This is a genomic window from Pseudomonas sp. FW305-25, assembly GCF_017351415.1.
GTDB lineage: Bacteria > Pseudomonadota > Gammaproteobacteria > Pseudomonadales > Pseudomonadaceae > Aquipseudomonas > Aquipseudomonas chlororaphis.
On sequence record NZ_JACNDE010000026.1, the window covers coordinates 64,700 to 89,094 of the forward strand.

The window sequence follows — 24,395 nt, forward strand, 5'->3', positions numbered from 1 at the left end:
GCCGATTTTTTGCGCAAAACCGCCCAAGACCGCTATCCCGCAGGTTTCCCAGCCTGGGTGCACAGTGCTTGCACCGACGCCTGGCCCTGCGCCACGCCGCATATCACCAGCAACCGCGCCGTGACTCCGCCGGCGGTGAACTCGCCGGTTTTTCGCCATTGCGCCGGCAGCGGGGCGAATTCGTCGGGTTGGTCGGCCGTGCCGATCAGCCAGACGCGACCACTGCCCACCGGCAACGCCGACAGCCGGTCGAGGTAAAGCCTGTCAGCCTGCTGCTCGACCAGGGTGCCGAAACCATAGGCGTTGGGCCGAGTGGAGACGCCGGCGGGCGTGGGCGGGGTGTAGAGCAGCGGCTGGGCGTCGGTACGGTTGTAGTAGACGTAGCTCAGGTACCACAGCAGGTCGCTGGTAACGATCCGGTCGCCGGCCACGTAGCGCTGGTTCACGTAGTCCACCAGCACGCTGATCTGATCGCTGCTATCCACCGTGGCGTTGTTGTTCAGGCCGACCCCCTCGGCCCCGGCGAACAGCAGCAGGACCGCCAGCGCCAGCGCGCGGGCATGCACCTGGGCATGCTCCAGCAGCCGGTCGATCGCCATCGCGAAAAGCAGCGGCAGGCCCAGGGCATAGGCCGTCAGGTAGCGCTCGATGAACACCGGCGAAACGAATGACACCGCAAACACCAGCAACAGCGGCAGCACGCTGTAGGTCGCCAGCAGCCAGCTCCAGCGCCAGGGCGTGCGGTCGCGCCAGGCGAGCATTGCGACAACGCTCAGCACCAGCAGCGGCAGGCCCGCGAACAGCAGCGGGGAACGGCTTTCGCCATCGTCCTGGGTCAGCAATTGCCAGACCATCGAGGGCAATGAAAAAAACTCCACCGACGGTTCCCAGCCCACATCGCCGCTGGCTTTCAGCTGGTCGATATGCTGCAACAGGTCCACCAGCCCCGGCAGCCAGGGGGTGAACAGCATGACGATGGCGAGGTTGGCCAGCCACCAGCCCGGCTGGTTGATCGCCCGGCTCGCAGGCGTCGCTTGCAGGCGCAACAGCAACAGGTACGCCCAGTGGGCAAGCACACAGAGCGCGGTGAAATAGTGGGTGTAGAACGCCGCGCTCATCAGCAGCGTGTAATACACCAGATAGCGCTGGCGTGCGGGCTGCCTGAGCCAGTACACCAAGGCCAGGGTGGCGCCGAGCAGCCACACCCCCAACAAGGCATACATGCGCACTTCCTGGCTGTAGCGCACGGCGGTGGGCAGCAGGGCTAGCAGGAACCCGGCGAGGATCGCCGCACGGCGGCTGGCGATCTGCGCCACCAGCCACACCCCCAGGCCGACACAGACGATCCCCGGCCAGGCGCTGAAACTGCGAATGGCAAAGATGCCGTCGCCAAACAGCGCGATCCAGCCGCGCAGCAGCATGAAGTACAGCGGCGGATGCACATCGTGGGCGGCATGCACCCAGAGTTCGCTCAGGCTGTAGCGGCTGAGCAGCAGGCTGGAGCCTTCATCGCCCCAGATGGCCGCGGCGGTCAGGTCGTAGAAACGGGTGGCCGCCGCCAGCAGCAAAATCGGCAGCAGCCAGTACGCCCGCAGCACCGCGACCAGGCGCTGTGCGTCGCTCGCCAGCCGATTGGCGATGCCCGGCCCGGCCGTATCCAGCAATTGCGGCTCTCTGCGAAACGCCATGAATGTCCCCTGCACCAACGTTTTACCACCACAGCATCGCTGTTTATCCGGCCAGACATAAGGCACCCCATCACCCCAGGCGACTGGCGGAACAGCGTCTACGCTAACCATTGCTGTCAACGAGCCCGCTTGGCGTTCTGACCGTATCGGTCAAGCTGTCAGGCCAGACACCAGGGATCGGCTCAAGGAGTTCCACTGATTAACCTGAAGGATAAAAAACTATGGAAGTGTTCATGGGCACCATTCAAGCTTTTTCCTTTAACTTCCCTCCCAACGGCTGGGCCTCGTGTTACGGCCAGACCCTGGGAATCTCGCAGTACCAGGCGCTGTTTTCGCTGCTGGGCACCTACTACGGCGGCAACGGCACCACCAACTTCCAGTTGCCGAACCTGCAAGGGCGGCTGCCCATCGGCCAGGGTAACGGGCTGGGCCTGACGCCACGGGTGATCGGCGAGGTTTCCGGCACCGAAAACGTCACCCCGACCCTCAACAACCTGCCGTCCCACACCCACACCCTCGCCAGCGTAAACGCCGCCACCACGCTGCAATTGGCCAACCCTGCCAGCAGCCCGGTCAGCGTGCCGACGGCCACCAACTCGTTCATCGGCACCTCCGGCGGCGGGCCGGGCACCGCGACCATCTATTCCGACGGGCTGGGTGCCACGCCGGTGCCCCTCCAAGGGGTCAGCACCACGATCTCCGGCACCATCTCGCCCGCCGGCAACGGCCTGCCGCTGGAAGTCATGAACCCGTTCCTGGTGATCAACTTCAGCGTGGCCTTGAACGGTCTGTTCCCATCGCGCAATTGAAGTTCGCGCCGGGGGACATTCCCCCGGCCCTTTTTCCGGCCAGGAGTGGCGCCATGCTGCATCTGCTGCAAAGTGAGCATTTCCAGCCTTTGCTGGGGCAAACCTGCAATCTGTTGCTACCGGACGGCAGCGTGTTGCCGGTCCATATCGAGTCCATCAAGGACACTCCCCAGTCCCGCATGCCGAACAGCCCGCGCATGCCCTTCTGCGTCGAGCTCAACAGCCTGGCGCCGACAGCGTTCGTCGACGGCCTGTGCGACCTGGAACTGCCCGGCGTCGGCCACCTGCAGGGCATGTTCGTGTCACGGGTGCCGGCCCTGGGCCGCGATCCGACGCTGGGCTATTTCTATATCGCCTTCAACTGAACCGAGCGTGCCTGGCGGCAGCGCCCCGGGCACCGGCTCGAACCCGCCGAATTACGCCGCTCAGCCGCGCGGGCCGGGGTACCACACCAGCCGCTCGGCCGCCGGGTTGGCTTCCTCGACCTGAAACCCCAGCGCCAGGTAATGCCGGCGCGCATGGGGGTTGCTGGCCCAGACCACCGTGGCCACCGGGCAGCGCACCTGCTCGGCGGCTTTCTGCACGCCCTGCAGCACCGTGCGCCCATAACCGCGACCGCGGGCGGCGGGAATGAACGCCAGGTACAGCACACGAATTTCATTGGCGCCGAAATCGGTGGTCAGGGCACCGATGGCGCTGCCGAGCTTTTCGATCACGTAGTGCATGGCGCCGGGGAAGTTCTCCCCCGCCCCCTGCTCCTGGACCTGGAACTGCTGGGCGATCACCTGCTCGATCTGCTCCTGTTCGCCATCGATCCATTGCAGATCGCTGCGCGCCGAACGGTAAAGGCTTTGCAGGAACGGTCCGTCGGTGGGCCGCGACGGACGTACCACCAGGCCATCGGACATGGCCGAATCCTTATGCAACATATGCGTTCTCCCTGAAAATTCCTTGTTTCAGAACCCGCTTTCCCTCACGCCCAGCGCCGCCAGGCGCCGCCAGGCCGTACCGAGCAGCGACTCGCCACGCCCCTGCAACACCACCACGCCGCGCAGCGGCTGGCTCGGGGTGACGCTGGCATCGAGCACCTTGAGCCGCGCGCCGTACTGCGCCTGGACCGGTTCGGCGCGGCGGTTTTCATCGCGGCGCACGGCAATCGGCCCATGGTGATCGGAGGTCAGCGCCTCCTGATCGATATACGCCACGCCGTTGGTATCGACTTCGGTCAATTGCACCTCGAGCGCCGGGTGCATCGGGTCGTCGGCGATAAAGCGCCCCGTGGCGCCCGGCGCGACCCGCCACAGGTCGGCCTCGGCGAGAAAACCACGCAAGCGCGCCCCCGGCTCGACCACCCGGGCCAGCGGCTCCTTGGGCGAAACCCAGCGGCCCACCTGCAGTTGCGGCAGCAAGTCGCGCAGTTGGCCGGCCTCGGGTGCGCGCAGCAGCAGGCGCTCGCGTTGCGCCGACAGGCCGCGGTGTTCGGCCACGGCCTCGGCCAGCTGCTGCTCGACGATCCCGGCATCGGCGGCGGTCTCGCTGCGCCCGGCGCGGCGGCGCATCTGCAATTGCTGGATCTCGATTTCCCGCCGAGCGATGGCCTGGCGCGAGGCCAGGTCCGGGGATTCGAGCTCAACCAAAACCTGGTCCTTGCTCACCGCCTGGCCGTCGCTAACATTGACCTGCCGGACCCGCGCCGCCACTGGCGCATGCAAGGCGCTGGCGCGTCCGGCTTCGAGCATCGCCGGCACCTCCACCGAGCCGCGCCAGGGCACCGCCACCAGCAGCAGCGCCGCCAACAACCCCAGGCCGCTGAGCAATACCCGTGGCGCGTGGGCCTGTTCGCGGCGCGTCCACCATTCGCGCCATTCCCGCACGATGGGCAAAAAGATGAACCAGACCAGTTCCACCAGCATCAGGAAGATGCCCAGCAGCTTGAAAAACAGGTGGTACACCGCCAGCGCAATCCCGAAAAACAGCACCGCGCGCCACAGCCACGAGCCATAACCCCACCACAGCAGACGCCGCTGCATGGCCGGCGACCAGGGCTCCGGCGCCGGCTGCCGATAGCCGAACAAGGCCTCGCGCAGGCGCCAGCGACAGAGGGCGAAGGCCCGCCCCTGGAGGTTGTCCACCTCCCAGAAATCGCTGAGCAGAAAGTAGCCGTCGAAGCGCATGAAGGGGTTCAAGTTGATCACCAGGGTGGTAATCCAGGTGGCGCTCGCGAGCATGAAGGCCGCGGTGCGCGCCGGGCCGTCCGGCAGCAGCGACCAGGCCAGCAGGGCGATGCTGGCCAGCAGCAGCTCGGCCAGCACGCCGCCGGCGCCGATCAGCAAGCGCGCGCGACGGTCATTGACCCGCCAGGCATCGCTGACGTCGGTGTAGAACATCGGCAGCAGCACCATGAACGCCACCCCCATGCTCTGCACCCGGCAACCGGCGCGCTTGGCCATGAAGGCGTGGCCGAACTCATGGCACAGCTTGGCGAAGAACAGCGCCACGCCAAACGCCAGGGCGCCGCCGAGGCTGAACAGGTGGGGAAAGGTCGCCAGGAAGCGCTGCCAGTCCCGCGACACCAGAAACACTCCCAGCCCCAGGGTCAGGGGCAAGCCGTAGCGCAGCAACCCCGGGCCGAACCGCGCCAGCCACGGCCAGGCGCGATTGAGAAAGGCGTCCGGGCGCCACAGCGGAATACGAAAGAACAGGTATTGGTGCAGCAGCACCTGCCACAGGCTCTGGTGCTGGGCGGCGGCCTTGAGCTCATAGCTGGCGCGCTGCTGCGGATCGAGGGCGGTGATCAGGTCATGGCTGCGCAAAAAGCCCAGCAGCTCTTCCAGTTCCGCTCCGCCCAGGGGCAGCCCCGGCTCGCGGTTGGCGGCGCGCAGCACCTGCCCGGCGTCCCCCAGGGACCAATGCCTGAGCAAGCGCATCGCCGCCGCGCCGAGCTTGAAATAGCGGCCGCGCACCGGGTCGGCCAGGGTCCAGCGCGGCGAACCGTCCAGCGCCGGCGCCGCCGGCGACAGCTGCAAGTCCGCGCGCAGGCCCGGCAGGTTCATTACAGGCCCACGCTCTGCCGCAGACCGGCCAGCGGGCGGCGCAGCAGGTACAGCGCCAGCGGCGCGCGCTCACCAAAGAGCTTGGCCGTGCCGCGCAGGCCGATCCGCGGCGGCGCGTCGCGAAAACGCGCATCGAGGCGGTAGGCCAATTGCCCGCCCGGCGTCGGCTGCGCCTCGTAGGCCGCCCGTTCGAGGCTGGCCAGATGGCGCTGCAACGGGTCGCTGTCGAGAAACAGCGCCACCTGCGCGCCGGGCTCCAGGGCAATGGCATCGCCCACGGCCAGTTCGATGCGCAACTCGGCCTGGCTCGGGTCGGCGATTTCCATCAGGCGCTCGCCGGTCTGCACCGGTTTGCCGGTCCAGCGCTCGGCGTCGGCGAACACCGCGATGCCATCGCGTTCGGCCCGTACTTCGCTGCGCTTGAGCAATTCGCGGGCGTAATCGCGTTCGGCGCGTTTCTGTTCGACCCGGGCCGCCAGCAGGTCGATCTTCGAGCTGGATTCGGCATCGGCGAAGGCCCGCTGGGAATTGGCCTTCAGTTCCGCCTCGGCCACGCCCAAGGCGCGGGCGGCGACATCGGCCTGGGCATTGAGGGTGGTGTTTTCGAAACGCAGCAGCAGGTCGCCGGTCTTCACCGTCTGGTTGGGCTTGACCAGGAACTCGGCGATCACCCCATCCAGCGGCGCCGCCACCACACGCCCACCCAGCGGCACCACTTCGGCCGGTGCCAGCACCGATTGCCGGACCGGAATCAGCAAGCCCAGCAACACCACCGCCAACAGCGCCAGCCGGCGTTTGCGGTTCCAGCGCAGGCGCCACGGCTTGCGCGGTTGCAGCGCCAGCCAGGCGTGGCTGTAGGTGTCGCCCAGTTGTGCCAGCAATACTTGTTCGGAAGGGTTCCACGGGTTGTCGCGGGCCAGCCACAGGCCACCAAAGAGCACGCCCTGACGATCGATCAGCGGTAACCAGAACACTTGCGCCGCCGACAGGCTCTGCCAGTCGGCCCGTACCGGGGCGCTCAGTTGCTCGGCCGCGACCACCCGCGCCTGCTGCGCGAGTTCGAGCTTGAACAGTTGGGCCACCGCCTGTTCGACGAAAGCCACAAAGGGCGCATTCGGATCGAGCGCGCTGACGCCGGTCACCGCGCGGACCTTGCCGGCGATCACCAGCGCCGCGTGGCGATAGCCGAACAGTGCCTGGCTGTCGTTGACCAGGCTGTAGGCCAGTTGCTCGACCGTGCGCGCGGCGCGGGTCTGGCGCTCCAGGTCGAGGAACCGGGCGAAGACCTGCTCGGCGGCGCCCGCTACCGGCGCGTTCATTTGAGCTCCGCGAACCTCGCCGTGCCGCTCATGCCCGCCAACAGGCCCTCGGCGTTGGGTACGGCCGCCACCAGCAGCAGCGTCTGGCTGCCTTCGTCGATCCGCGCGCCGAGGCGCTTGACCATGGCGGCCAGCGGCTTGCCGGTTTCATCGGGGACGAAGCTGAAGGTCTGCCCGGCCTTGAGCTTGCCCATCCAGCTCGACGGCACCAGCAGGTGGATTTCCAGGGAACGGTTGTCGACGATTTCCAGCAAGGGCGAGCCGGCCGTCACGCTTTCGTAGCGCTGTACCTTGCGCGCCACCACCTGCCCATCGAACGGCGCGATCACGCTGCAACGCTTGACCTGCACCTGATAGACCTGGGATTGCGCCTGGGTCTCGGAGACCTTGGCCGCGGCTCGCGCCACTTCGAAGCGGCCGACCGAGTTGAGCGAAGCCAGTTGGCGGTTGTGCGCCAGCTCTTCGTTGGCGCCACGGCTGGCGGCCTGGGCGGCATTGAGCTGGGCCTGGTAGGCCGAGCAATCGAAGCGCGCCAGCACCTCGCCTTTCTTGAAGGACTCGCCTTCGCTGTAGGGCAACTCGACGATGCGCCCGGACAGCTCGCCGGCCAGTACCGCCTGATCCTTGGCCCGCAGCACGCCGCGCGCTTCGCTGCCGCTGGCCACGGCGGCGCCGGCAGCGCTGTCATTGAGCAGTGGATCGTCTGGTGCAGGCGTCTGCGCCTGGGCCACGCACACCAGGCAGGTCAATCCGAATCCCAATCCCAATCCATGAAATCGCCGCATAACCGTAACTCCCTGACGGATGGGCGGAGTCTAAGACAGCAAGCGCAAGCGTCAAGCAAGTGGCCACTATCTTTATCTATCCCGACAACCGCATCGAGCACCCGCCTGACAGCATAGATGCCTTGTCCGGCGCGGCGTGTATCGGGTCGTGTGGGTATTTTAGATGCCAGCGAATGCCTTCTGTATGATTTGCACCACACTTGGACCTTCGGCTCCCATAGTTTCGGATTAAGGACAATTCATGCGTATCGGTCTTTTGTCGTCTTTGACACTGGCGCTCGGCGCCCTCCTCTGCAATCAGGCCCAGGCCAGCTCCGACGATTCCTGTTACCCGCACTGGACCCTGCTCAAAAAAAACCTCGACAGCTGCAGCAGCCTGCCGTTTCTCAACCCGGGCAACGACAGCCGGGTGAACCTGCGCCTGTTGCTGGCCGACAGCGGCGCCTTGCCCCTGGCGCCGAAAGCGCTGGACGCCGATAACCTGGACGAGGGTTATGGGGCGGTGCCGTTTCCAGTATTTCGCCTGCAACCCGCGCCCGGCCCTGAGGACGCGGATACCTCGCAAACCTCGGAGGACACTGACCTCAACGGCCGCCTGGAGTCCTTGCAGGTGGTGCGCGAAACCCCGCAAGCAGCCGGCGATGCCTTCCTGTCCGGCGAAGGCAGCCGCTGCCGCAGCAACTCGGACGCCAGCGCCCAGGCCTTCGTCGACCAACTGATCGCCGCCGACCTGCCGGCCAGCGAACGCCAGGCACTGGCGCAGAGCCGGGTCAAGCTGCTCGCCGCCTGCAACTGGGACAGCCCGCAACTGGCCAGCCTGTTGCCGGCCGACCTGCAGACACCGCTGGGCAAGGGTTTCGCCACTTATCTACAGGCCGCCGGCGACTTCTACAGCGGCCGCTTCAGCGAGGCCGGCGCGGCGTTCGCCACGCTCAAGGACAGCCCGAATGCCTGGCTGAAAGAGACCGCGCTGTACATGAACGCCCGTACGCTCCTCAACAGCGCCCAGCAGAACGCCTTCGACGAATACGGCATGCCGGCGCTCGAGCATGTGGATAAGTCCACCCTGCAACAGGCCGAAGCCGGCTTCGACGCCTACCTGCAAACTTATCCACAGGGTGCCTACGTCGCCTCGGCCAAGGGCCTGCTGCGCCGGGTGCACTGGCTGGACGGCAACCCCGACAAACTCGCCGCCGACTACGCCTGGCAAATGACCCAGGCCAAGGACGAGCAGCGCAACCTGTCGCTGGACGATCTGGTGGAAGAAGTCGACACCAAGCTGCTGATGGTCAACCGCAACCCGGTCAGCACGCCCCTGCTGCTGGCGGTCAACGACCTGATGTGGATGCGCGAGCAAGCCGAAGGCCGGCTGACCCGCGCCGCCTTGCAGCAACAGAAGGCGGTCTTCGCCGGGCAACCGGCGCTGTACGACTACCTGCAAGCGGCCTTCGCCCTGTACGTCGACAACGACCCGGACGCCGCGCTGAAACTTCTGCCCGCCGAGCCTGCGACCAACCTCGACTACCTCGCCTTCAGCCAGCAGACCCTGCGCGGCCTGGCCCTGGAAGCGAAGAACGACGGCCCGGGCGCACAAGCCCTGTGGCTGCAACTGCTGCCCCTGGCCAAGCAACCGCTGCAACGGGAACAGCTGGAGCTGGCCCTGGCCATGAACTACGAGCGCAACCAGCAACTGGCCAAGGTGTTCGCCGCCGACTCGCCGATCCAAAGCCCGCAGGTGCGCTTCACCCTGCTGCGCAACGTGGCCGATGCCACGCTGCTGCGCCAGCAGATCAGCCAGGCCGCCGACCCGGTGGAACGGAATACCGCGCAGTTCGTGCTGCTCTACAAGGACCTGCTGCGCGGCCAGTACGCGGCCTTTGCCAGCGACCTTGCGCAGCTTCCCGCCAGCGCCCCTGAAGACAAGCTTGGCTACAGCCTGGGTTACGTCTACAGCAACGGCCAGTCGCTCAAGCTGTTCCAGTGGAACGGCAAAGAGGCCGAGTCCGGCTACGTCTGCCCGAGCATCGCAGAAACCGCGACGGCATTGGAGAAGGATGGGAAAAGCCCGCAAGGCCTGAACTGCCTCGGTGAGTTCATCCTGCGCAATGGCCTGGACGGCATGCCGCTGGACAGCCAGCCCGACAAGCAGTCCCTGGGCGGCACGCCGTCGGCTTTCAAGGGCGAACCGTTCTCCCGCCTCGAGGGCTACAAACAGGTGATCGCCAACAGCAAGGCGCCACGCGACGACCGCGCCTACGCCCTGTACCGCGCGATCAATTGCTTTGCATCCTCGGGCAACAACCGCTGTGGCGGCAAAGACGTGGAGCCCGCGGTGCGCAAGGCCTGGTTCCGCCAGCTCAAAGGCACCTTCGCCGACACCCAGTGGGGCAAGTCGCAGCAGTACTACTGGTAAGCATGAGCCGCTTCTGGCGATGCCTGCTGCCGGTCTGGCTGTTGCTGGCCGGCGGTGCCCAGGCGGCGGTCGACGCCCGCGATCACGATGCCTTCTGGCTGTGGAGCGGCGTCGCCCCGCAGCCGGTGCTGAACCAGGCCAAGACCCTGTACATCCTGCAAGGGCAGATCAGCCGTTCGCGTCGCGACCCGAGCGGCAACGTGCACTTCATCGCCCAGGGCATGGCCATTCCGCGCCTGCGCCAGGGCGAGGTCTGGGTGGTCTATCGCGCCCACACCCTGCACTGGCCGGAACCGGTCTACCGCCAGTTGCTGGGCCAGGTGCAGCGCTGGCAGCAGGCCGGCAACCCGGTGGTCGGCATCCAGATCGATTTCGACGCCCGCACCCGCTACCTCGACGAGTACGCCAGCTTCCTGCGCGACCTGCGCCAGCGCCTGCCTGCGCAGTACCGCCTGAGCATCACCGGCCTGATGGACTGGAGCAGCAACGCCAACCCCGAGGCCATCGCCGGGCTCAAGGGCGTCATCGACGAAGTGGTGGTGCAGACCTACCAGGGTCGCCACAGCATCCCCAACTACGCCGCCTACCTGCCCCGCCTCGACCGCATGGGCCTGCCGTTCAAGGTGGGGTTGATCCAGGGCGGCGAATGGCAGGAGCCGGGCTATCTGCGAGACAGCCCGTGGTTCAGGGGGTATGTGGTGTTTTTGCAGAATCCGCGCTGAGGCGCCTTACCAGTCGTAGCTCAGGCTCGAAACCATGGTCCGGCCTTCGCCGTAATAGCAGTCGAATGTGCCGGCGCAACGGTCGACGTAGGTCTTGTTCTCCAGGTTCTTCACGTTGAGCGCCAGCTTCACGCCCTTCCATTGCAGCGGCGACATGCTCAAGTCGTAGGTGAGAGCGGCGTCGTACACGGTGTAGGAAGGAATCTGGAACGCCCCGGCGTAATAGTCGCCATAGCTGCCGCGCACATAACGCGCGCCCACACCCGCGCCAAGACCAGCCAGAGGCGTATCGCCCAGCAGCCTGTAGTTGACCCACAACGCCGCGGTCAGCGGTGGGTTGCCCGCCGGATGCCGGCCTTTGCGCCCATCGTTGTCCTTGGTGTACTTGATGTCGTTGCGCGACATCGAGGCAATCACGTCCAGCGCTTCAGTGAGGCTGGCCTTGCCTTCCAGCTCGATGCCCCGGGAACGCAGCGCACCGCTCTGGGTGCTGAAACCCGGGTTGCCCAGGTCGCTCGTCAGCAGGTTTTCCTGCTCCAGCTCATAGGCCGAGATCTGCACGAAACTGCTCTGCCCCGGCGGCTGGTATTTCACCCCCACTTCATATTGCTTGCCGGTGGAAGGATCGAAGGGCTGGCCGCCGACGTTGGTGCCGCTTTGCGGCAGGAAGGATTCCGAATAGCTGACAAAAGGCGCCAGGCCATTTTCGAACAGGTAGACGATGCCCGCGCGCCCGGTGAACGCCTGGTCCTTGCTGTTGGTGTGGCCGCCATTCAACGGGGTCTTGTTGTCGACCTCGGCCCAGTCGTAGCGACCGCCGAGCACGAAGATCCACTGATCGAGCTTGATCTGGTCCTGCAGGTACAGGCCGGTCTGGGTGATGGTGTTGTCCCAGCGATGAGGGTTGCCGAAATTCAGCGACTGGCCGTAGGTCGGGGTGAACAGGTCGATGATCGGCGGGTTGAAGTCGTACTTGCCGTCGAACTTGGAGTTGAAGTGGTAGTAGTCGAGCCCGACGATCAGAGTGTGGTTGAAGGCCCCGGTGTCGAACTCGGCCTGGGCGATGTTATCCACACCCAGCACCTTGTTGTGCTGCTTCCAGTCCACGCCGTAACGGGTGCTGTAGCGCTGGTCGTTGAGCCCGGTCTTGGGGTTGGTGACGAAGCGATAGCCATGCAGCGGCGCGCGGTAACGGTCGTCGACATCGGCGTAGCGGGTGTTCTGCTTCAGGGTCCAGGTGTCGTTCAGGCGATGGGAAAACTCATAGCCCAGCACGAACTGCTCACGGTCATAGGCGTTGACCCCCGGCTCGCCGAGGAACAGGTCGCGATCGATCTTGCCGTTGGGGTTGGCGAACACCGTGCCCACGCTCGGCAGGCCCTGGGCCTCGGGCACATCGTTGTCTTTCTGGAATTGGGCGAAGAGCGTCAGGCTGGTGTCTTCGCTGGGCCGCCAGGTCAGGCTCGGGGCGATGAACTGACGCTTCTGCTCGACATAGTCGATCTCCGACTGGCTGTCGTTGACCACCCCGGTGAGGCGATAAAGAAACTGGCCTTGCTCATCCAGCGGGCCGCCCAGGTCGATGGCGGCGCTTTTGTAGTCGTAGTTGCCGGCCCGCAGCACGACTTTGTGCAGCGGCGTCTCGGTCGGGCGCTTGCTGACCATGTTGACGATGCCGCCCGGCTGATTCTGCCCGTACAACACCGACGCCGGGCCCTTGAGCACCTCGATGCGCTCCAGGGAAAAGGGTTCGATCTGCAGGGCGCCGCCGGTGCTGCCGCCGCCATAGGGCAGGTGCAGGCCGTCCAGGTACAGCGGGGTGGGCGAGAAACCACGGGATGTCGGCTCATCGAAAATCTTCACCCGGTCGGCGAAGCCGCCGCCGGTCATGCCCGGCGTGTAGCGCAGGGCTTCGGTGACGCTCTGGGCCCCGCGAGCGCTGACTTCCGCGGCGGTGATCACGTTGATGGTCTGGGGGATCTCCACCAGCGCCGAGTCAGTCTTGCTCCCCGTGGCGCTGCGCTTGGCGACGATGCCCTGCACCGGCCCCCAGGCACTCTCCTCGACCTGTGCGGCACTGACCTGGGTCGCCCCCAGTTGCAGCGGGCCGTCCTGACTCACCGGCACCAGCAGCCAGCCACCACCCGCCTGCTGTGCCTGCAACCCGCTGCCGGCCAGCAAGCGCTGCAAGCCTTCGGCTACCGGATAACGTCCCTGCAAGCCAGGGCTGCGCTTGCCCGCGGTCATCTGCGCATCCACCGACAACAGAATGCCCGCCGCGCTGGCAAAGCGGTTCAGGGCTTGGTCGAGGTTGCCGGCCGCGATGTTGTACTGGCGCGACTCGCTCTGGCTGGCGGTTTCGGCCTGGGCCATGCCGGGCAGCACCGGCGCCACGGCCAGCAGGCCGGCGAACAGGCCACGGCGCACGGCGCTGGCCAGGGTTTGAGTGGTTGGTGTCGGTTGGTAAGGCATTCCGGAACTCCCCATGAGAATGCGTCTTGATCGGCTTTCAAGAGGTATCCCGAACGGGCTGAAAAAAACGACAAGGGGAAATCCGGATTATTTCAAACGCGAGCCTTCAGGCCCTTGGCTTGAGCGTCACCCAATAACGGGTGACCGCCTGCGCCCGTACCGGCAGCGAGCGCTCCAGCGCGGCGAGAATCGCGTCGCTGTCATCGAGGGGGAAGACCCCGGTCAACAGCAGGTCGGCGACCTCGGCGTCACAGCGCAGGACGCCCGGCCGATAGCGCGACAGCTCTTTGATGAACTGCCCCAGCGGCTGACGCTCGGCGATCAATCGCCCCTGGCTCCAGCTGCTGGCATTCGGCTCAGCCACCTGCAGCGCCGACACCGAGCCGGCGTCGAACCACAGGCTGTTGCCGGCCTGCAGGTGCAGCGCCGGTGCCTGTCGCGGGCTGATCCGCAACTCGCCCTCGTACAGGCTGACCCGAGTGCCGCCGTCGACTTCCCGCACGGTGAAACGGGTGCCCAGGGCCTGGATATTGCCGGCCGGGGTTTCCACGATCAACGGCCGCGAGCGGTCGCGGCCGCTGCTCAGCTGGATTTCCCCACTGATCAGACGGATGCGCCGCTCCCGGTCGCTGTACAGCAGATCGACGGCCGTGCCGCTGTTGAGGTCCAGCCGGGTGCCGTCGCTGAGGGTCAGGTGGCGGATCTCGCCGGTTGCCGTGCGCTGGCCGGCCCACGCATTGCGCCAGGGCTGGCTGCCTTGCACCAGGTAGGCGCTGCCGCCGGCGACCAGCAGCAGGCCCAGCAGCTTCAGCGCCGAACGTCGTTGTGGATCGGGGATCTCGCGCAACACCGCGCGCGCACTGTCGGCCGGCACGTCGCCCAGGGTCTGTTGCAGCTGCTGCAAACGCTGCCAGGCACGCTGGTGCTCGGGGTCGGCGGTTTGCCAGCGGGCAAAGGCCTGGCGCTGTTCGGCATCCAGCTCACCGCCCCAGTGCAGCATCAGCCATTCGCTGGCCTGCTCGACGATGACCGGGGCGATGGGAGCGTCGCGGTGCCGGCTCATTCTTCGTAGACAACCTGATAACAGGCCTGGATGGCGCGGATCATGTACTTCTGCACCGAGCTGACGGTGACCCCGAGGCGCTCGGCGATCTGCGCGTAGGTCAGGCCCTCGAACTGCGACAGCACAAAGGCCTGGCGCACCTTGTCCGGCATGCGGTCGAGCATGGCGTCGACCTGCATCAGGGTTTCGAGAATCAACGCCCGGGTCTCCAGCGAAGGCGATTGCGGCTCGGGCAGATGGGCGATGCTTTCCAGGTAAGCGCGCTCGATGCGCAGGCGCCGCCACTGGTCGATCACCAGGTTGCGGGCGATCTGCGCCAGGTAACTGCGGCTCTCCAGGTGCCCCGGAAAACGCCCCGATACCAGCAAGCGCAGGAACGTATCCTGCGCCACGTCCGCCGCATGCTCGCGATCGCCCAGGCGCTTGCGCAACCAGCCTTGCAGCCAGCCGTGATGGTCGCGATAGAGACGATGAAGCTGCACCTTGCCGTCAGTCGTTGCTTCCATGAATGGAACCGCACGTGATTGAGAGCAATTATCATTACACTTTTGCCGCCTTCCAGGCAAAGCGCATCTTCAGTGGGCGACGGCGGACTTGCGCGGATCGTGCCCGCCCAAGCGTAATCGGCAACAAGCGCTCATAGTCTTCCCCCCGCCACGCCTTGCCCCCTTCGCTACGCCGGTGCAAAACGTTCAGTGCGGGAAATGGCGGCTCAAGGCCGTGCGTCCGCCAACGGATACACCGACTCCCAGCCTCCGCCCAGGGCCTTGTACAGGCCGACCATGGCCAGGGAAACGCCGGTCGAGCTTTCCACCAGTTGTTCCTGGGTGGCGAGCAAGGCGCCCTGGACGGTGAGGACGTTGACGAAGTCCACCACGCCTTCGACGTATTGCTGTTGCGCGGTGCGCAGGGCGATCTGGTTCTGCCGCACGGCTTCGGCGAGGCTGTCGCGGCGCAGCTGGCTGCTGTTGTAGCGGGTCAGCTGGTCGTCGATTTCATGCCAGGCGCGCAGCACGGTCTGCTGGTAAGCGACGGCCGCTTCCTGCTGCTGGGCTTCGCGCAGATGCAGCATGCCGCGCAGGCGGCCGCCGTCGAACAGCGGCAGGCTGAACTGCGGGCCGATGCCGAACTGGCGCGAGCCCCAGGAGCCGAAGTCCGACAGCTGCATGGCCTGGGAGCCGAAGTTGCCCGACAGGGTGATGCGCGGATAAAAGTCGCCCTTGGCCACGCCGATGCTGGCGGTGGCGGCATGCAGGCGGGCTTCGGCCTGGCGGATATCCGGGCGGCGTTCGGCCAGTTGCGACGGCAGGCCGATGGCGACCTGGCGCGGGGTTTGCGGCACCGGCGCATCCGCCGCGAGTTCGGCGTGCAGGGCCTGGGGCGGCTCGCCCATCAGCAGGCTCAGGGCGTTGATCAGTTGCGCCTGACGCTGCTGCAAGGCCGGCAGTTGCGACTCGATGGTCGCCACCTGCGCGGCGGCTTCGGCCACGTCCAGGTCGGTGGCCACACCGTCGGCCAGGCGCAGCTGCGAGAGCTTGAGGCTGTGGCGGGCGACGTCGAGGTTCTGCTCGGTCACCGCGCGGGTGCTCTGCACACCGCGCAGCTGGATGTAGTCCTGGGCGGTCTCGGCCAGCACCGCCAGCAGCACCCCGCGCCGATCATTTTCCGCGACTTCCAGGGTCGCGTCGGCGGCCTCGGTTTCGCGCCGCACGCGGCCCCAGAAATCCAGCTCCCAGGACGCCGAGAAGCCGGCGTCCCACAGGTTGAAGGCGGACTTGCCCGCGTGCCCCGAAGGGTCGTTCAGGCCTTCGCCGCTGTTACGTTTGCGTGCGTAACCGCCGCTGGCGCTGCTGGTCGGATAACGCTCGGCGGTGACCACCTGGCGCGCCGCGCGGCTCTGTTGCAGGCGGCTGGTGGCCAGTTGCAGGTCGAGATTGTCGGTCAGCACGCGCCGGCTCAACGCCGACAGCTGCGGATCGTTGAAGACCTCCCACCAGCGCTCGTCCAGGGGGCTGCTCACCACCTGGCTCGGCGCAGCCTTTTGCGGGGTGGCCCAGGCCTCGACCCGCGGCCCTTCGGGACGCTGGAAATCCGGGCCGACACTGCAGGCGGCCAGGGACAACAGGCTCAGGGCGAATACCGGCTGGAGCAGACGACTCATCGCTTCACCACCTCACGCGCGGAGCTGGCCTTGCCCAGGGTATCGACGCTCGCTTCCACCGACATCCCGACCCGCAGACGCTCGGCCATCGGCTGGCCGGGCTCCAGCAGGATCTTCACCGGAATGCGCTGCACCACCTTGGTGAAGTTGCCGGTGGCGTTGTCCGGCTTGACCGCGGCGAAGGTCACCCCGGTGGCCGGCGCCAGGCTCTCGACCCGGCCGTGCAGGGTTTCGCCGTCCAGGCTGTCGACCCGCACCTGCACCGGTTGCCCGGGGTGCATGTGGGCCAGCTGGGTTTCCTGGAAGTTGGCCACCACATAGGCCTGCTCCAGCGGCACCACGGCGAGGATCTTGCTGCCCGGCGTGACGTAGGCGCCGACCCGCACCGCGCGTTCGCCGACCATGCCGTCCACCGGCGCGACGATGCGCGTGTAGGACAGCTCGTAGCTGGCCATTTCCAGGGACGCCTGGGCGCGCTTCAGCCCGCCCTCGGCGGCATCGCGCTGGGCGGTGAGGATCTCCACCTGCTTGCGTTCCGCCGCCAGCGCCGCGGTGGCCGTGGCCAGCCGCGCGCTGGCCTGGTCGATGCGGGTCCGGGCCTGCTGGGCATTCTGCACCGTGCCGGCGCCGACCCCGGCCAGGTGGTTGTAGCGGTTCAGTTCATGTTCGGCGAAGGCCATTTCCGCCCGCGCGGCCACCACCGAGGCCTGGGCCTGGGCGATCACCGAGCTTTGCCGGTCGAGGGTGGCGCGGGCGTTCTGCAACTGCGCCTTGGCCACCAGGGTTTCGGCGTCCGCCGCCTGGGCCGCGGCGCGCAGGTCGCGATCGTCGATCAACGCCAGCAACTGGCCGGCCTTGACCCGCTGGTTGTCTTCCACCAGCACTTCCTTGATGAAACCCGCCACGCGCGGGGCCACCAGGGTGTAGTCGGCGCTCACGAAAGCGTCGTTGGTGGTCTGCTCGGTGGCCTTGCCGGTGACCAGGTACACCAGCACGCCGAGGACCGCGACCGCCGCCACGCTGACGGCGAGTTTGTGTTTGATGTGGATCGTCATAAAAACCTTCTGTCTCAGTGAACGTTCAAGTCGGCGCGCGTGGCGGATAGATCCGCGTCGGCAGCCAGAAAATCAGCAGGATCAAGGCCGCCGCCACGCCAGCCATGACGTAGTAGAGGTCGGCGGAGGTCAGCACCACGGCCTGTCGGTGCAGGCGCTGGGCGAGGTTGCTGGCGTCGACGGCGCTCAGCGGCGAGTTGCCGAGGCTGTCCACCAGCATGGTCGAGTGAAAGTGCAGGCGGTGAGTGGTCAGGGCATCCAGCACGCCGGTGGCGATCACCGCCGCCAGGCCTTTCACGGTGTTGAACCAGGCGGACGCGAACGGCCCCTCGATCGGCTGGATACTGCCGGTGGAAAGCATCAGCAACGGCAGCACCGCCATCGGCTGGCCGAAGATCTGCAACAGTTGCAGCACATAGAAATCGTCGCGGATCCACGCCGAGGTCAGCTGCGCGCCGCCCAGGCACGACAGCACCAGCATCGTCAGGCCGATGCCCAGCACCCAGCGGCAATCGACCCAGCGCAGGTTGCACAGGGCCGCCACCAGGGGCAGCGCGATCAGCTGCGGCAAGGCCATCACCAGCATCACCGGGGCAGTCTGCAACGGCCGGTAGCCCTGGACCTGGGCCAGGAAGCTGGACGGAATGATGATCACCGCGGTCAGCACCACCAGCACCCCGGCCAGGGTCAGCAAAGCGAACGACAGGTTGCGGATGCCGAGCATCTGCAACTTGAAGAACGGAATCGGCTGCGACCATTCGTTGATCAGAAACAGCACCAGCAACAACGCGCCCCCGCCCAGCAGCAGGCAGATCAGCGGCGAGCCGAACCAGTCCAGGCGATTGCCCTGGAGGATGCCGATCACCAGCATGCAGATCGCCGGAAACCCCAGCAGCAGGCCGCGCCAGTTGAAGGCCTTGAGGCGTTCCAGGCGCAGCGGGTCCTGGGGCAGGCCGTAGGCCACCGCGAGCATCGCCAGCAGACACGGCGCCACCACCTGCCAGAACGCCCATTGCCAGCCGACGTATTCGGTCCACAGGGCGGCCAGCGGCGTGCCCAGGCTCGGGCCGAAGGTGGCGGTCAGGGCGTAGCCGGCCAGGCCGTAGAGCTTGACGTTGGCCGGCAGGAACCGCAGCGCCACGGTCATCAGCATCGGCGGCAACGCGCCGCCGGCCAGGCCCTGCACGGTGCGCAGCAGCAACAGGCTCTGGTAGTTCGGGGCGAACGGACAGAGCACGCCCAGCACGGTGAACAGGGCGATGGCGCAAAGGGTGAAACGGCGCAGCGAAAAGGTCACCGAACACCAGGGCGCGAAGGCCATGGCCGCCACCGAGGTGGCGGTGTAACTGGCCACCAGCCAGGTGCCTTCGTCATAGCCGATGGCCAGGGCGCCACGGATGTCGGCCAGGGCGATCTTGGTCACCATTTCGTTGAGGCCCGACACCAGCACCGCCAGCAATACGCCGAGCAGGCCGATGATGATTCGCGGGCCGAAGACCGCGGGGCTGGCAGCTGCCGGTTTGCTGGCCACTTCAGCGGGTGCCGGCACAGCCACGGCGAGGGAACTCATGAAGGGAACGACTCCGATAGAAATACCGAAGCAGTGTAAAAAGCCCGACAGCTGACGAAAACTGACTTATCGACAGCTTATAAGTGCACCGAACGCAATGATTGCGCCCTCCCGAAACCTGTAGGAGCGAAGCTTGCTCGCGATAGGGCCAGACCTGGCACCGCGATAAATGGCCGCTTCGCGGATCGCGGGCAAGCCTCGCTCCTACAGAGACATGGTTTTTCAGGGCTGGGCGGCGTGCCAGGTTTCGTTGCAGGAGGCGCGCAGGGTTTCGCGGAACCATTTGTGCGCCGGGTCCTTGTCGTAGCGCGGGTGCCAGGCCTGGGTCAGCACCAGGGTCGGCAGGGGAATCGGCAAGGCGAACGAGCGCAGGTGCAGGCCCAGGCGCGACACGCTGAGCAGGGTTTCCTTGGGCACCGGCAGGATCAGGTCCGAGTCCGGCAGCATGAACATCGCGGCATGGAAGCTCGGCGCGATCAGCGGCACCCGGCGCTGCAGGCCCAGGTCGCCGAGCGCCACATCGATCGGCCCGCGGGCGATGCCGCGCCGGGACATGCTGATGTGCGGGAAGGCGGCAAAACGCTCGGCGGTGATCTCCTCGTCGAGCAACGGATGATGCTCGCGCACCAGGCCGACAAAGGTGGTGGAGAACAGGTTCTGCACCTTCACTTCCGGGGTCAGCGGCCGGGTGTTGCTGATCCGCAGGTCGATCCGCCCTTCGCGCAGCGCCTCGTCGTCGCCATCGCCCTCCGGGACAAAACGCAGTTCGCAATGGGGCGCCTGGCGCTCCAGGGTGTCGATCAGGCGGCCGCCATAGACGCCGACGAAGAAGTCGTTGGCGCGCACGTTGAAGCGCCGGCGCAGGGTGCCGAGGTCGACCTGATCGCCAGAGCGGAACACCAGCGCCGCCTGCTCCACCAGGTCACGTACCTGGCCGCGCAGCTCCTGGGCCTTGGGCGTGGGCACCAGGCCGCGGCCGGCGCGCACCAGGATCGGATCGCCCAGTGCCTCGCGGATCCGCGTGAGGGTCCGGCTCATGGCTGCCGGGCTGAGGTTCATGCGCCGCGCCGCGCCGACCACGCTGCCCTCGTCGAGCAGGGCGTCGAGGGCGACCAGAAGGTTCATGTCCGGGAGTTGCATGCTGAGCACTCGTGGCTGATCGGGAATGAGTCAGGCGCAATGCTAGCAGGGTCATTTCAGTCATGGACACCACTCTTCTGTAGCCGCTGCCGCAGGCTGCGATCGAGGACGAAGTCCTCGCCAGACCTGCGCATGCGGTGTGCCAGGCAAAATGTGCTGCCAGGTTTTGCGCCGGCTGCGCCGTCGATCGCAGCCTCGCAGGCTCGGCAGCGGCTACAGGATCGTGGAGGGCAGTTCAACCGTGGACACCACTCTGTGTAGCCGCTGCCGCAGGCTGCGATCGAGGACGAAGTCCTCGCCAGACCTGTGCGCGCGGTGTGCCAGACAAAATGTGCTGTCAGGTTTTACGCCGGCTGCGCCGTCGATCGCAGCCTCGCAGGCTCGGCAGCGGCTACAGGTTCAGCGTTGCATGCCCCAGCGTTTCACGGTGACCCGCTCCAGGGTGTCGAACACCAGGTTCTCCACCAGCAGGCCGATCAGGATCACCACCGCCAGGCCGGCGAAGACTTTGTCGGTGTACAGCTCGTTGCGATTCTGGAAGATGTACCAGCCCAGGCCGCCCTTGCCGCTGGTGGCGCCGAACACCAGTTCGGCGGCGATCAGGGTGCGCCAGGCAAAGGCCCAGCCGATTTTCAGGCCGGCGAGGATCGACGGCAGCGCCGCCGGGATCAGGATGAACAGCACAAAGCGCATGCCCTTGAGCCCGTAGTTGCGCCCGGCCATGCGCAGGGTTTCGGAAACCCCGAGAAAGCCGGCGTAGGTATTCAAGGCCAGGGCCCAGAGCACCGAATGCACCAGCACGAAGATCAAGCTGTTCTCCCCCAGGCCGAACCACAGCAGGGCCAGCGGCAACAGAGCGATGGCCGGCAACGGGTTGAACATCGAGGTCAGGGTGCTCAGCAGGTCGCGGCCCACCTGGGTCGACACCGCCAGGGTGGTCAGGGCAAAGGCCAGGACGATGCCGATCAGGTACCCCTTGAGCAGCACGACCAGGGAGATGCCGACCTTGCCCAGCAGCTCGCCGCTGAGCAGGCCGTCGTACAGCGCGCTGGCGGTCTGCAAAAAGCTCGGTAGCAGCAGGTCGTTGTTCTGGTAGCGGGCCACGGCCTCCCAGAGCAGCGCCAACACGATCAGGATCAGGCTCTTGCGCAGCCAGCCTTGTTGCCACAGGCGCTGGCCCAGCGGCAACTCACGCTCCAGCGGCACCGCCAGCAAGGGTTCGAGGGCAACTTCGTATTCCTGGCGAACAGGTGATGAATGGCTCATCGGGCGTTCCTCTTAAAGGCTCAATAAGCGATACGGATATCGGAGAAGTCCAGTTCGCGCTCGGTTTCCGGCGTCTGGCCTTCGTCGAACAGCAGCCGGTGGATGCGCCGCGCCGTCTGCTGGAACGCCACGCCGCCGAGGCTTTGCAGGTCGTACTGATGGCTGTGGATTTCCGCTCGCACCCGCCCCGGGTGGGGCGACAGCAGCAGGATGCGGTTGCCCACCACCAGCGCTTCCTCGATGGAATGGGTGACGAACAGCAGGGTGAAGCGCACCTCTTCCCAGAGCAGCAGCAACTCCTCCTGCATCTTGCGTCGGGTCAGGGCGTCGAGGGCGGCGAAGGGTTCGTCCATCAGCAGGATCTTCGGCTGCATCGCCAGGGCGCGCGCAATAGCCACCCGCGCTTTCATGCCGCCGGACAGGGTGTGCGGGTAGGCGTCGGCAAACGCCGCCAGGCCGACCTTGTCCAGGTAGTGCAGCGCCCGCTCCTCGGCCTCGCGGCGGCTGAGGGTGTTCGACGCCAGCAGCGGGAACATCACGTTCTGTTTCACGGTTTTCCACGGCGGCAGCTGGTCGAACTCCTGGAACACCACGATCCGGTCCGGCCCCGGCTGGCTGACCCGCTGTCCTTGCAGGCGAATCTCGCCCTCGCAGGGCTGGATGAAGCCGGCGACCGCCTTGAGCAGGGTCGACTTGCCGCAGCCCGAGGGCCCGAGCAGGACGAAACGGTCGGCGGGATCGATTTCGAAACTGACCTGGTGGGTGGCCCGCACCACGCGCTGCGGGGTGCGGTATTCCAGGCTGACCTGGTCGACCGCCAGCAGCGCCTGGGCTGCCGTGGTCGGGTTGCTGGCCGTGTGGCCTTGCAAGGGGGCGTTCATGGCGATCAGCTCCCTTGCAGCGGCGTGGTGTCCTGGAAGAAGTAGTCCTTCCACGATTGCGGCTTGTTCTTGATCGCGCCCACGCGGTAGAGGAATTCAGCCAGCGGGTAGGTGTTTTTCGGGGTGACGGTGAACTCGAACTGCGGGTTGTCGATGATCTTCAGCAAGGCTTCGCGGTCGATCTTGGCCTTGGTCACGCGGATGTAGGTATCCGCCGCCGCGCCCTTGTCCTTCTGGGCGAAGTCGGCGGCCTCGGCCAGCGCCTCGACGAAGGCCTTGTAGGTTTTCGGGTTTTCGGTACGAAATTTCTCGGTGGCGAACAGCACGGTCGGTGAGTTCGGGCCCAGCAGGTCGTAGGTGTTGAGCACCACGTGCACATTCGGGTTGGCCAGCGCCTGGTCCTGGAACGGCGGGTTGGAGAAGTGCCCGGTCAGCTCGGTGCCGCCGGCGATCAGTGCCGCCGTGGCGTCCGGGTGCGGAACGGCGATGGTGTACTTGTCCAGGCGATTGAATTCCTTGTCGCCCCATTGCTTGGCCGCCGCGTACTGCAGGAACCGCGACTGCACGGAAACCCCCACCGCCGGCACCGCGATGCGGTCCTTCTCGGTGAAGTCGGCGATGGTCTTGACCTTGGGATTGTTGCTCACCAGGTAGTAAGGGAAGTTGCCCAGCGACGCCACCGCCTTGACGTTCTGCTTGCCGTGGGTGCGGTCCCAGATGGTCAGCAGCGGGCCGACGCCGGCCCCGGCAATGTCGATGGAGCCGGAGAGCAAGGCGTCGTTGACCGCCGCGCCGCCGGACAGCTGGGTCCAGTCGACCTTGATGTCGATGCCTTCTTCCTTGCCGTGTTTTTCGATCAGGTTCTGGTCGCGCACCACGTTGAGCAGCAGATAGACGATGCCGAACTGTTCGGCGATGCGGATCTCGCCTTCGGCATGGGCCGCCGTCGGCGCGACCAGGCCAGCGGCCAGCAGGCTGAAGCCCAGGCCGATGGCGGCCGCCAGTTTGCCCAGGCGCGGGAGGCGTTGAGTAGGTTGGGACATGGTGTTTCTCCTGCCGTGGGTGGCCGATCAGTAAGGGGCGTCGCCCTGGATGGTGGTGCGATAAAGCTTGCGGCGCAGATGGCTGGGGCAGCCGGCGGCCAGGTGGATCAGCGAGCGGTTGTCCCAGAACACCAGGTCATGGGGCTGCCATTGGTGGCGGTAGATGTTTTCCGGCAGCACGCTGTGGGCGTAGAGCTCGGCGAGCAATTGCCGGCTCTCGTCTTCCGGCAGGCCGACGATGCGGGTGGTGAAGCCTTCGCTGACGAACAGCGCCTTGCGGCCGTTTTCCGGGTGGGTGCGCACGACCGGGTGCACCACTTCCCGGACCTGGGCCAGTTGCTCCGGGGTCAGGGTCGGGCGCCAGTTGCCCTCGAACTTGGTCTCGCTGTAGCGCGCGGTGTAGGAGTGCGCGGCAAAGCGGCCATCGACCGCCTTGCGCAGCGCTTCAGGCAGGCTGTCCCAGGCTTTGTGCATGTCGGCGAACAAGGTGTCGCCGCCCTCGGCTGGCAGCTCCTGGGCGTGCAGCATCGAGCCCAGGCTCGGCAGTTCCTTGTAGGAGAGGTCGGAATGCCAGAACTTGCCGGCGTCCCCCAGGCCGATGGACTGGCCGTTTTCGATGATGTTGGAAACGATGAGGATTTCCGGGTGCCCGGCCAGCAGGAACTGCTTGAGTACGTGGATCTGCAGCACGCCGAAACGGCGGCTGAAGGCGATCTGTTGTTCGGGGGTGATGCGCTGGTCGCGGAACACCACGACGTGATGATCCAGGTGCGCGCGGTGAATGCGCGCGAAGTCCTGGTCGTTGACCGGCCGGGCCAGGTCCAGGCCGACGATCTCGGCACCGACGGCGCCGCTGAACGGGCGGATATCAAAAGCTTGTGCGGCGATGGGCGCGGCACTTGGAGAGGGTACGGACATAAATCACTCCCACGCAGAGCACGCCCAGTGGCGCGCG

At 66.4% G+C, this 24,395-nt stretch carries 20 protein-coding genes; 4 read left to right on the forward strand and 16 right to left on the reverse strand.

The window, feature by feature from the left end; all coding sequences use genetic code 11:
* Positions 1 to 32: 32 nt before the first annotated feature.
* Positions 33 to 1,688 carry a glycosyltransferase family 39 protein gene (locus J4E58_RS22135; RefSeq protein ID WP_087092311.1) on the reverse strand — a complete coding sequence of 552 codons (1,656 nt, stop codon included), beginning with the start codon at positions 1,686 to 1,688 and terminating at the stop codon, positions 33 to 35.
* Positions 1,689 to 1,909: 221 nt separating this feature from the next.
* Between J4E58_RS22135 and J4E58_RS22140 the strand changes: the two genes are divergently transcribed.
* Together J4E58_RS22140 and J4E58_RS22145 are read left to right on the forward strand one after the other, a co-directional pair.
* Entirely contained in the window at positions 1,910 to 2,497 is a 588-nt protein-coding gene (locus tag J4E58_RS22140) for a phage tail protein (protein ID WP_007928628.1), read from the forward strand.
* 53 nt (positions 2,498 to 2,550) lie between these two features.
* Positions 2,551 to 2,862 carry a DUF6916 family protein gene (locus J4E58_RS22145; protein WP_007928630.1) on the forward strand — a complete coding sequence of 104 codons (312 nt, stop codon included), beginning with the start codon at positions 2,551 to 2,553 and terminating at the stop codon, positions 2,860 to 2,862.
* A gap of 60 nt (positions 2,863 to 2,922) precedes the next feature.
* Here J4E58_RS22145 and J4E58_RS22150 read toward each other — a convergent pair whose 3' ends face one another.
* The 4 genes from J4E58_RS22150 to J4E58_RS22165 are packed head-to-tail and all read right to left on the reverse strand — an operon-like array spanning position 2,923 to position 7,654.
* A complete protein-coding gene (locus J4E58_RS22150; protein WP_007928631.1) occupies positions 2,923 to 3,426 on the reverse strand; it encodes a GNAT family N-acetyltransferase in 504 nt (167 codons plus the stop codon).
* Positions 3,427 to 3,453: 27 nt separating this feature from the next.
* Positions 3,454 to 5,550: a biotin/lipoyl-binding protein gene (locus J4E58_RS22155; protein ID WP_087092310.1), complete on the reverse strand. Its 2,097-nt coding sequence runs from the start codon at positions 5,548 to 5,550 to the stop codon at positions 3,454 to 3,456.
* Positions 5,550 to 6,869, reverse strand: a complete 1,320-nt coding sequence (locus J4E58_RS22160) for an efflux RND transporter periplasmic adaptor subunit (RefSeq protein ID WP_087092309.1) — start codon at positions 6,867 to 6,869, stop codon at positions 5,550 to 5,552. The genes J4E58_RS22155 and J4E58_RS22160 overlap by 1 nt, the downstream gene beginning before the upstream one ends.
* Positions 6,866 to 7,654, reverse strand: a complete 789-nt coding sequence (locus tag J4E58_RS22165; RefSeq protein ID WP_087092308.1) for an efflux RND transporter periplasmic adaptor subunit — start codon at positions 7,652 to 7,654, stop codon at positions 6,866 to 6,868. The genes J4E58_RS22160 and J4E58_RS22165 overlap by 4 nt, the downstream gene beginning before the upstream one ends.
* Before the next feature lie 241 nt (positions 7,655 to 7,895).
* On the opposite strand from J4E58_RS22165, the gene J4E58_RS22170 reads away from it, so the two are divergent.
* Both J4E58_RS22170 and J4E58_RS22175 read left to right on the forward strand, forming a co-directional pair.
* The gene (locus tag J4E58_RS22170; RefSeq protein ID WP_087092307.1) at positions 7,896 to 10,067 is read left to right on the forward strand and encodes an outer membrane assembly lipoprotein YfiO; all 2,172 of its coding nucleotides are present in this window, start codon (positions 7,896 to 7,898) and stop codon (positions 10,065 to 10,067) included.
* 2 nt (positions 10,068 to 10,069) lie between these two features.
* Positions 10,070 to 10,789 (forward strand): DUF3142 domain-containing protein, encoded by a 720-nt coding sequence (locus J4E58_RS22175; RefSeq protein ID WP_087092306.1) that lies wholly within the window; start codon positions 10,070 to 10,072, stop codon positions 10,787 to 10,789.
* A 6-nt stretch (positions 10,790 to 10,795) separates the two neighbouring features.
* Here the strand turns inward: J4E58_RS22175 and J4E58_RS22180 are convergent, their stop codons facing one another.
* The 11 genes from J4E58_RS22180 to J4E58_RS22230 all read right to left on the reverse strand — a co-directional run bounded on the left by J4E58_RS22180 (position 10,796) and on the right by J4E58_RS22230 (position 24,358).
* Positions 10,796 to 13,261, reverse strand: a complete 2,466-nt coding sequence (locus tag J4E58_RS22180) for a TonB-dependent siderophore receptor (RefSeq protein WP_087092305.1) — start codon at positions 13,259 to 13,261, stop codon at positions 10,796 to 10,798.
* A 106-nt stretch (positions 13,262 to 13,367) separates the two neighbouring features.
* Positions 13,368 to 14,324: a FecR domain-containing protein gene (locus J4E58_RS22185; RefSeq protein WP_087092304.1), complete on the reverse strand. Its 957-nt coding sequence runs from the start codon at positions 14,322 to 14,324 to the stop codon at positions 13,368 to 13,370.
* A complete protein-coding gene (locus J4E58_RS22190) occupies positions 14,321 to 14,830 on the reverse strand; it encodes a sigma-70 family RNA polymerase sigma factor (protein ID WP_053259176.1) in 510 nt (169 codons plus the stop codon). Before J4E58_RS22190 ends, J4E58_RS22185 begins: the two co-directional genes overlap by 4 nt.
* A gap of 206 nt (positions 14,831 to 15,036) precedes the next feature.
* Positions 15,037 to 16,485 carry an efflux transporter outer membrane subunit gene (locus J4E58_RS22195; RefSeq protein WP_087092303.1) on the reverse strand — a complete coding sequence of 483 codons (1,449 nt, stop codon included), beginning with the start codon at positions 16,483 to 16,485 and terminating at the stop codon, positions 15,037 to 15,039.
* On the reverse strand, positions 16,482 to 17,540 hold the full coding sequence (locus J4E58_RS22200) for an HlyD family secretion protein (RefSeq protein WP_087092302.1): 1,059 nt from the start codon (positions 17,538 to 17,540) through the stop codon (positions 16,482 to 16,484). Before J4E58_RS22200 ends, J4E58_RS22195 begins: the two co-directional genes overlap by 4 nt.
* Positions 17,541 to 17,565: 25 nt before the next feature.
* The gene (locus J4E58_RS22205) at positions 17,566 to 19,110 is read right to left on the reverse strand and encodes an MFS transporter (RefSeq protein WP_087092301.1); all 1,545 of its coding nucleotides are present in this window, start codon (positions 19,108 to 19,110) and stop codon (positions 17,566 to 17,568) included.
* A gap of 222 nt (positions 19,111 to 19,332) precedes the next feature.
* Positions 19,333 to 20,250, reverse strand: a complete 918-nt coding sequence (locus J4E58_RS22210; protein WP_087092300.1) for a LysR family transcriptional regulator — start codon at positions 20,248 to 20,250, stop codon at positions 19,333 to 19,335.
* Positions 20,251 to 20,649: 399 nt separating this feature from the next.
* Positions 20,650 to 21,516, reverse strand: coding sequence for an ABC transporter permease (locus tag J4E58_RS22215; protein WP_025808568.1), 867 nt, complete (start codon positions 21,514 to 21,516; stop codon positions 20,650 to 20,652).
* 20 nt (positions 21,517 to 21,536) lie between these two features.
* Complete coding sequence (locus J4E58_RS22220) at positions 21,537 to 22,397, reverse strand: ABC transporter ATP-binding protein (protein WP_087092299.1); 861 nt, start codon at positions 22,395 to 22,397, stop codon at positions 21,537 to 21,539.
* A gap of 5 nt (positions 22,398 to 22,402) precedes the next feature.
* On the reverse strand, positions 22,403 to 23,440 hold the full coding sequence (locus J4E58_RS22225; RefSeq protein WP_053259170.1) for an ABC transporter substrate-binding protein: 1,038 nt from the start codon (positions 23,438 to 23,440) through the stop codon (positions 22,403 to 22,405).
* Positions 23,441 to 23,467: 27 nt separating this feature from the next.
* Complete coding sequence (locus J4E58_RS22230) at positions 23,468 to 24,358, reverse strand: TauD/TfdA family dioxygenase (protein ID WP_087092298.1); 891 nt, start codon at positions 24,356 to 24,358, stop codon at positions 23,468 to 23,470.
* Positions 24,359 to 24,395: the final 37 nt, after the last annotated feature.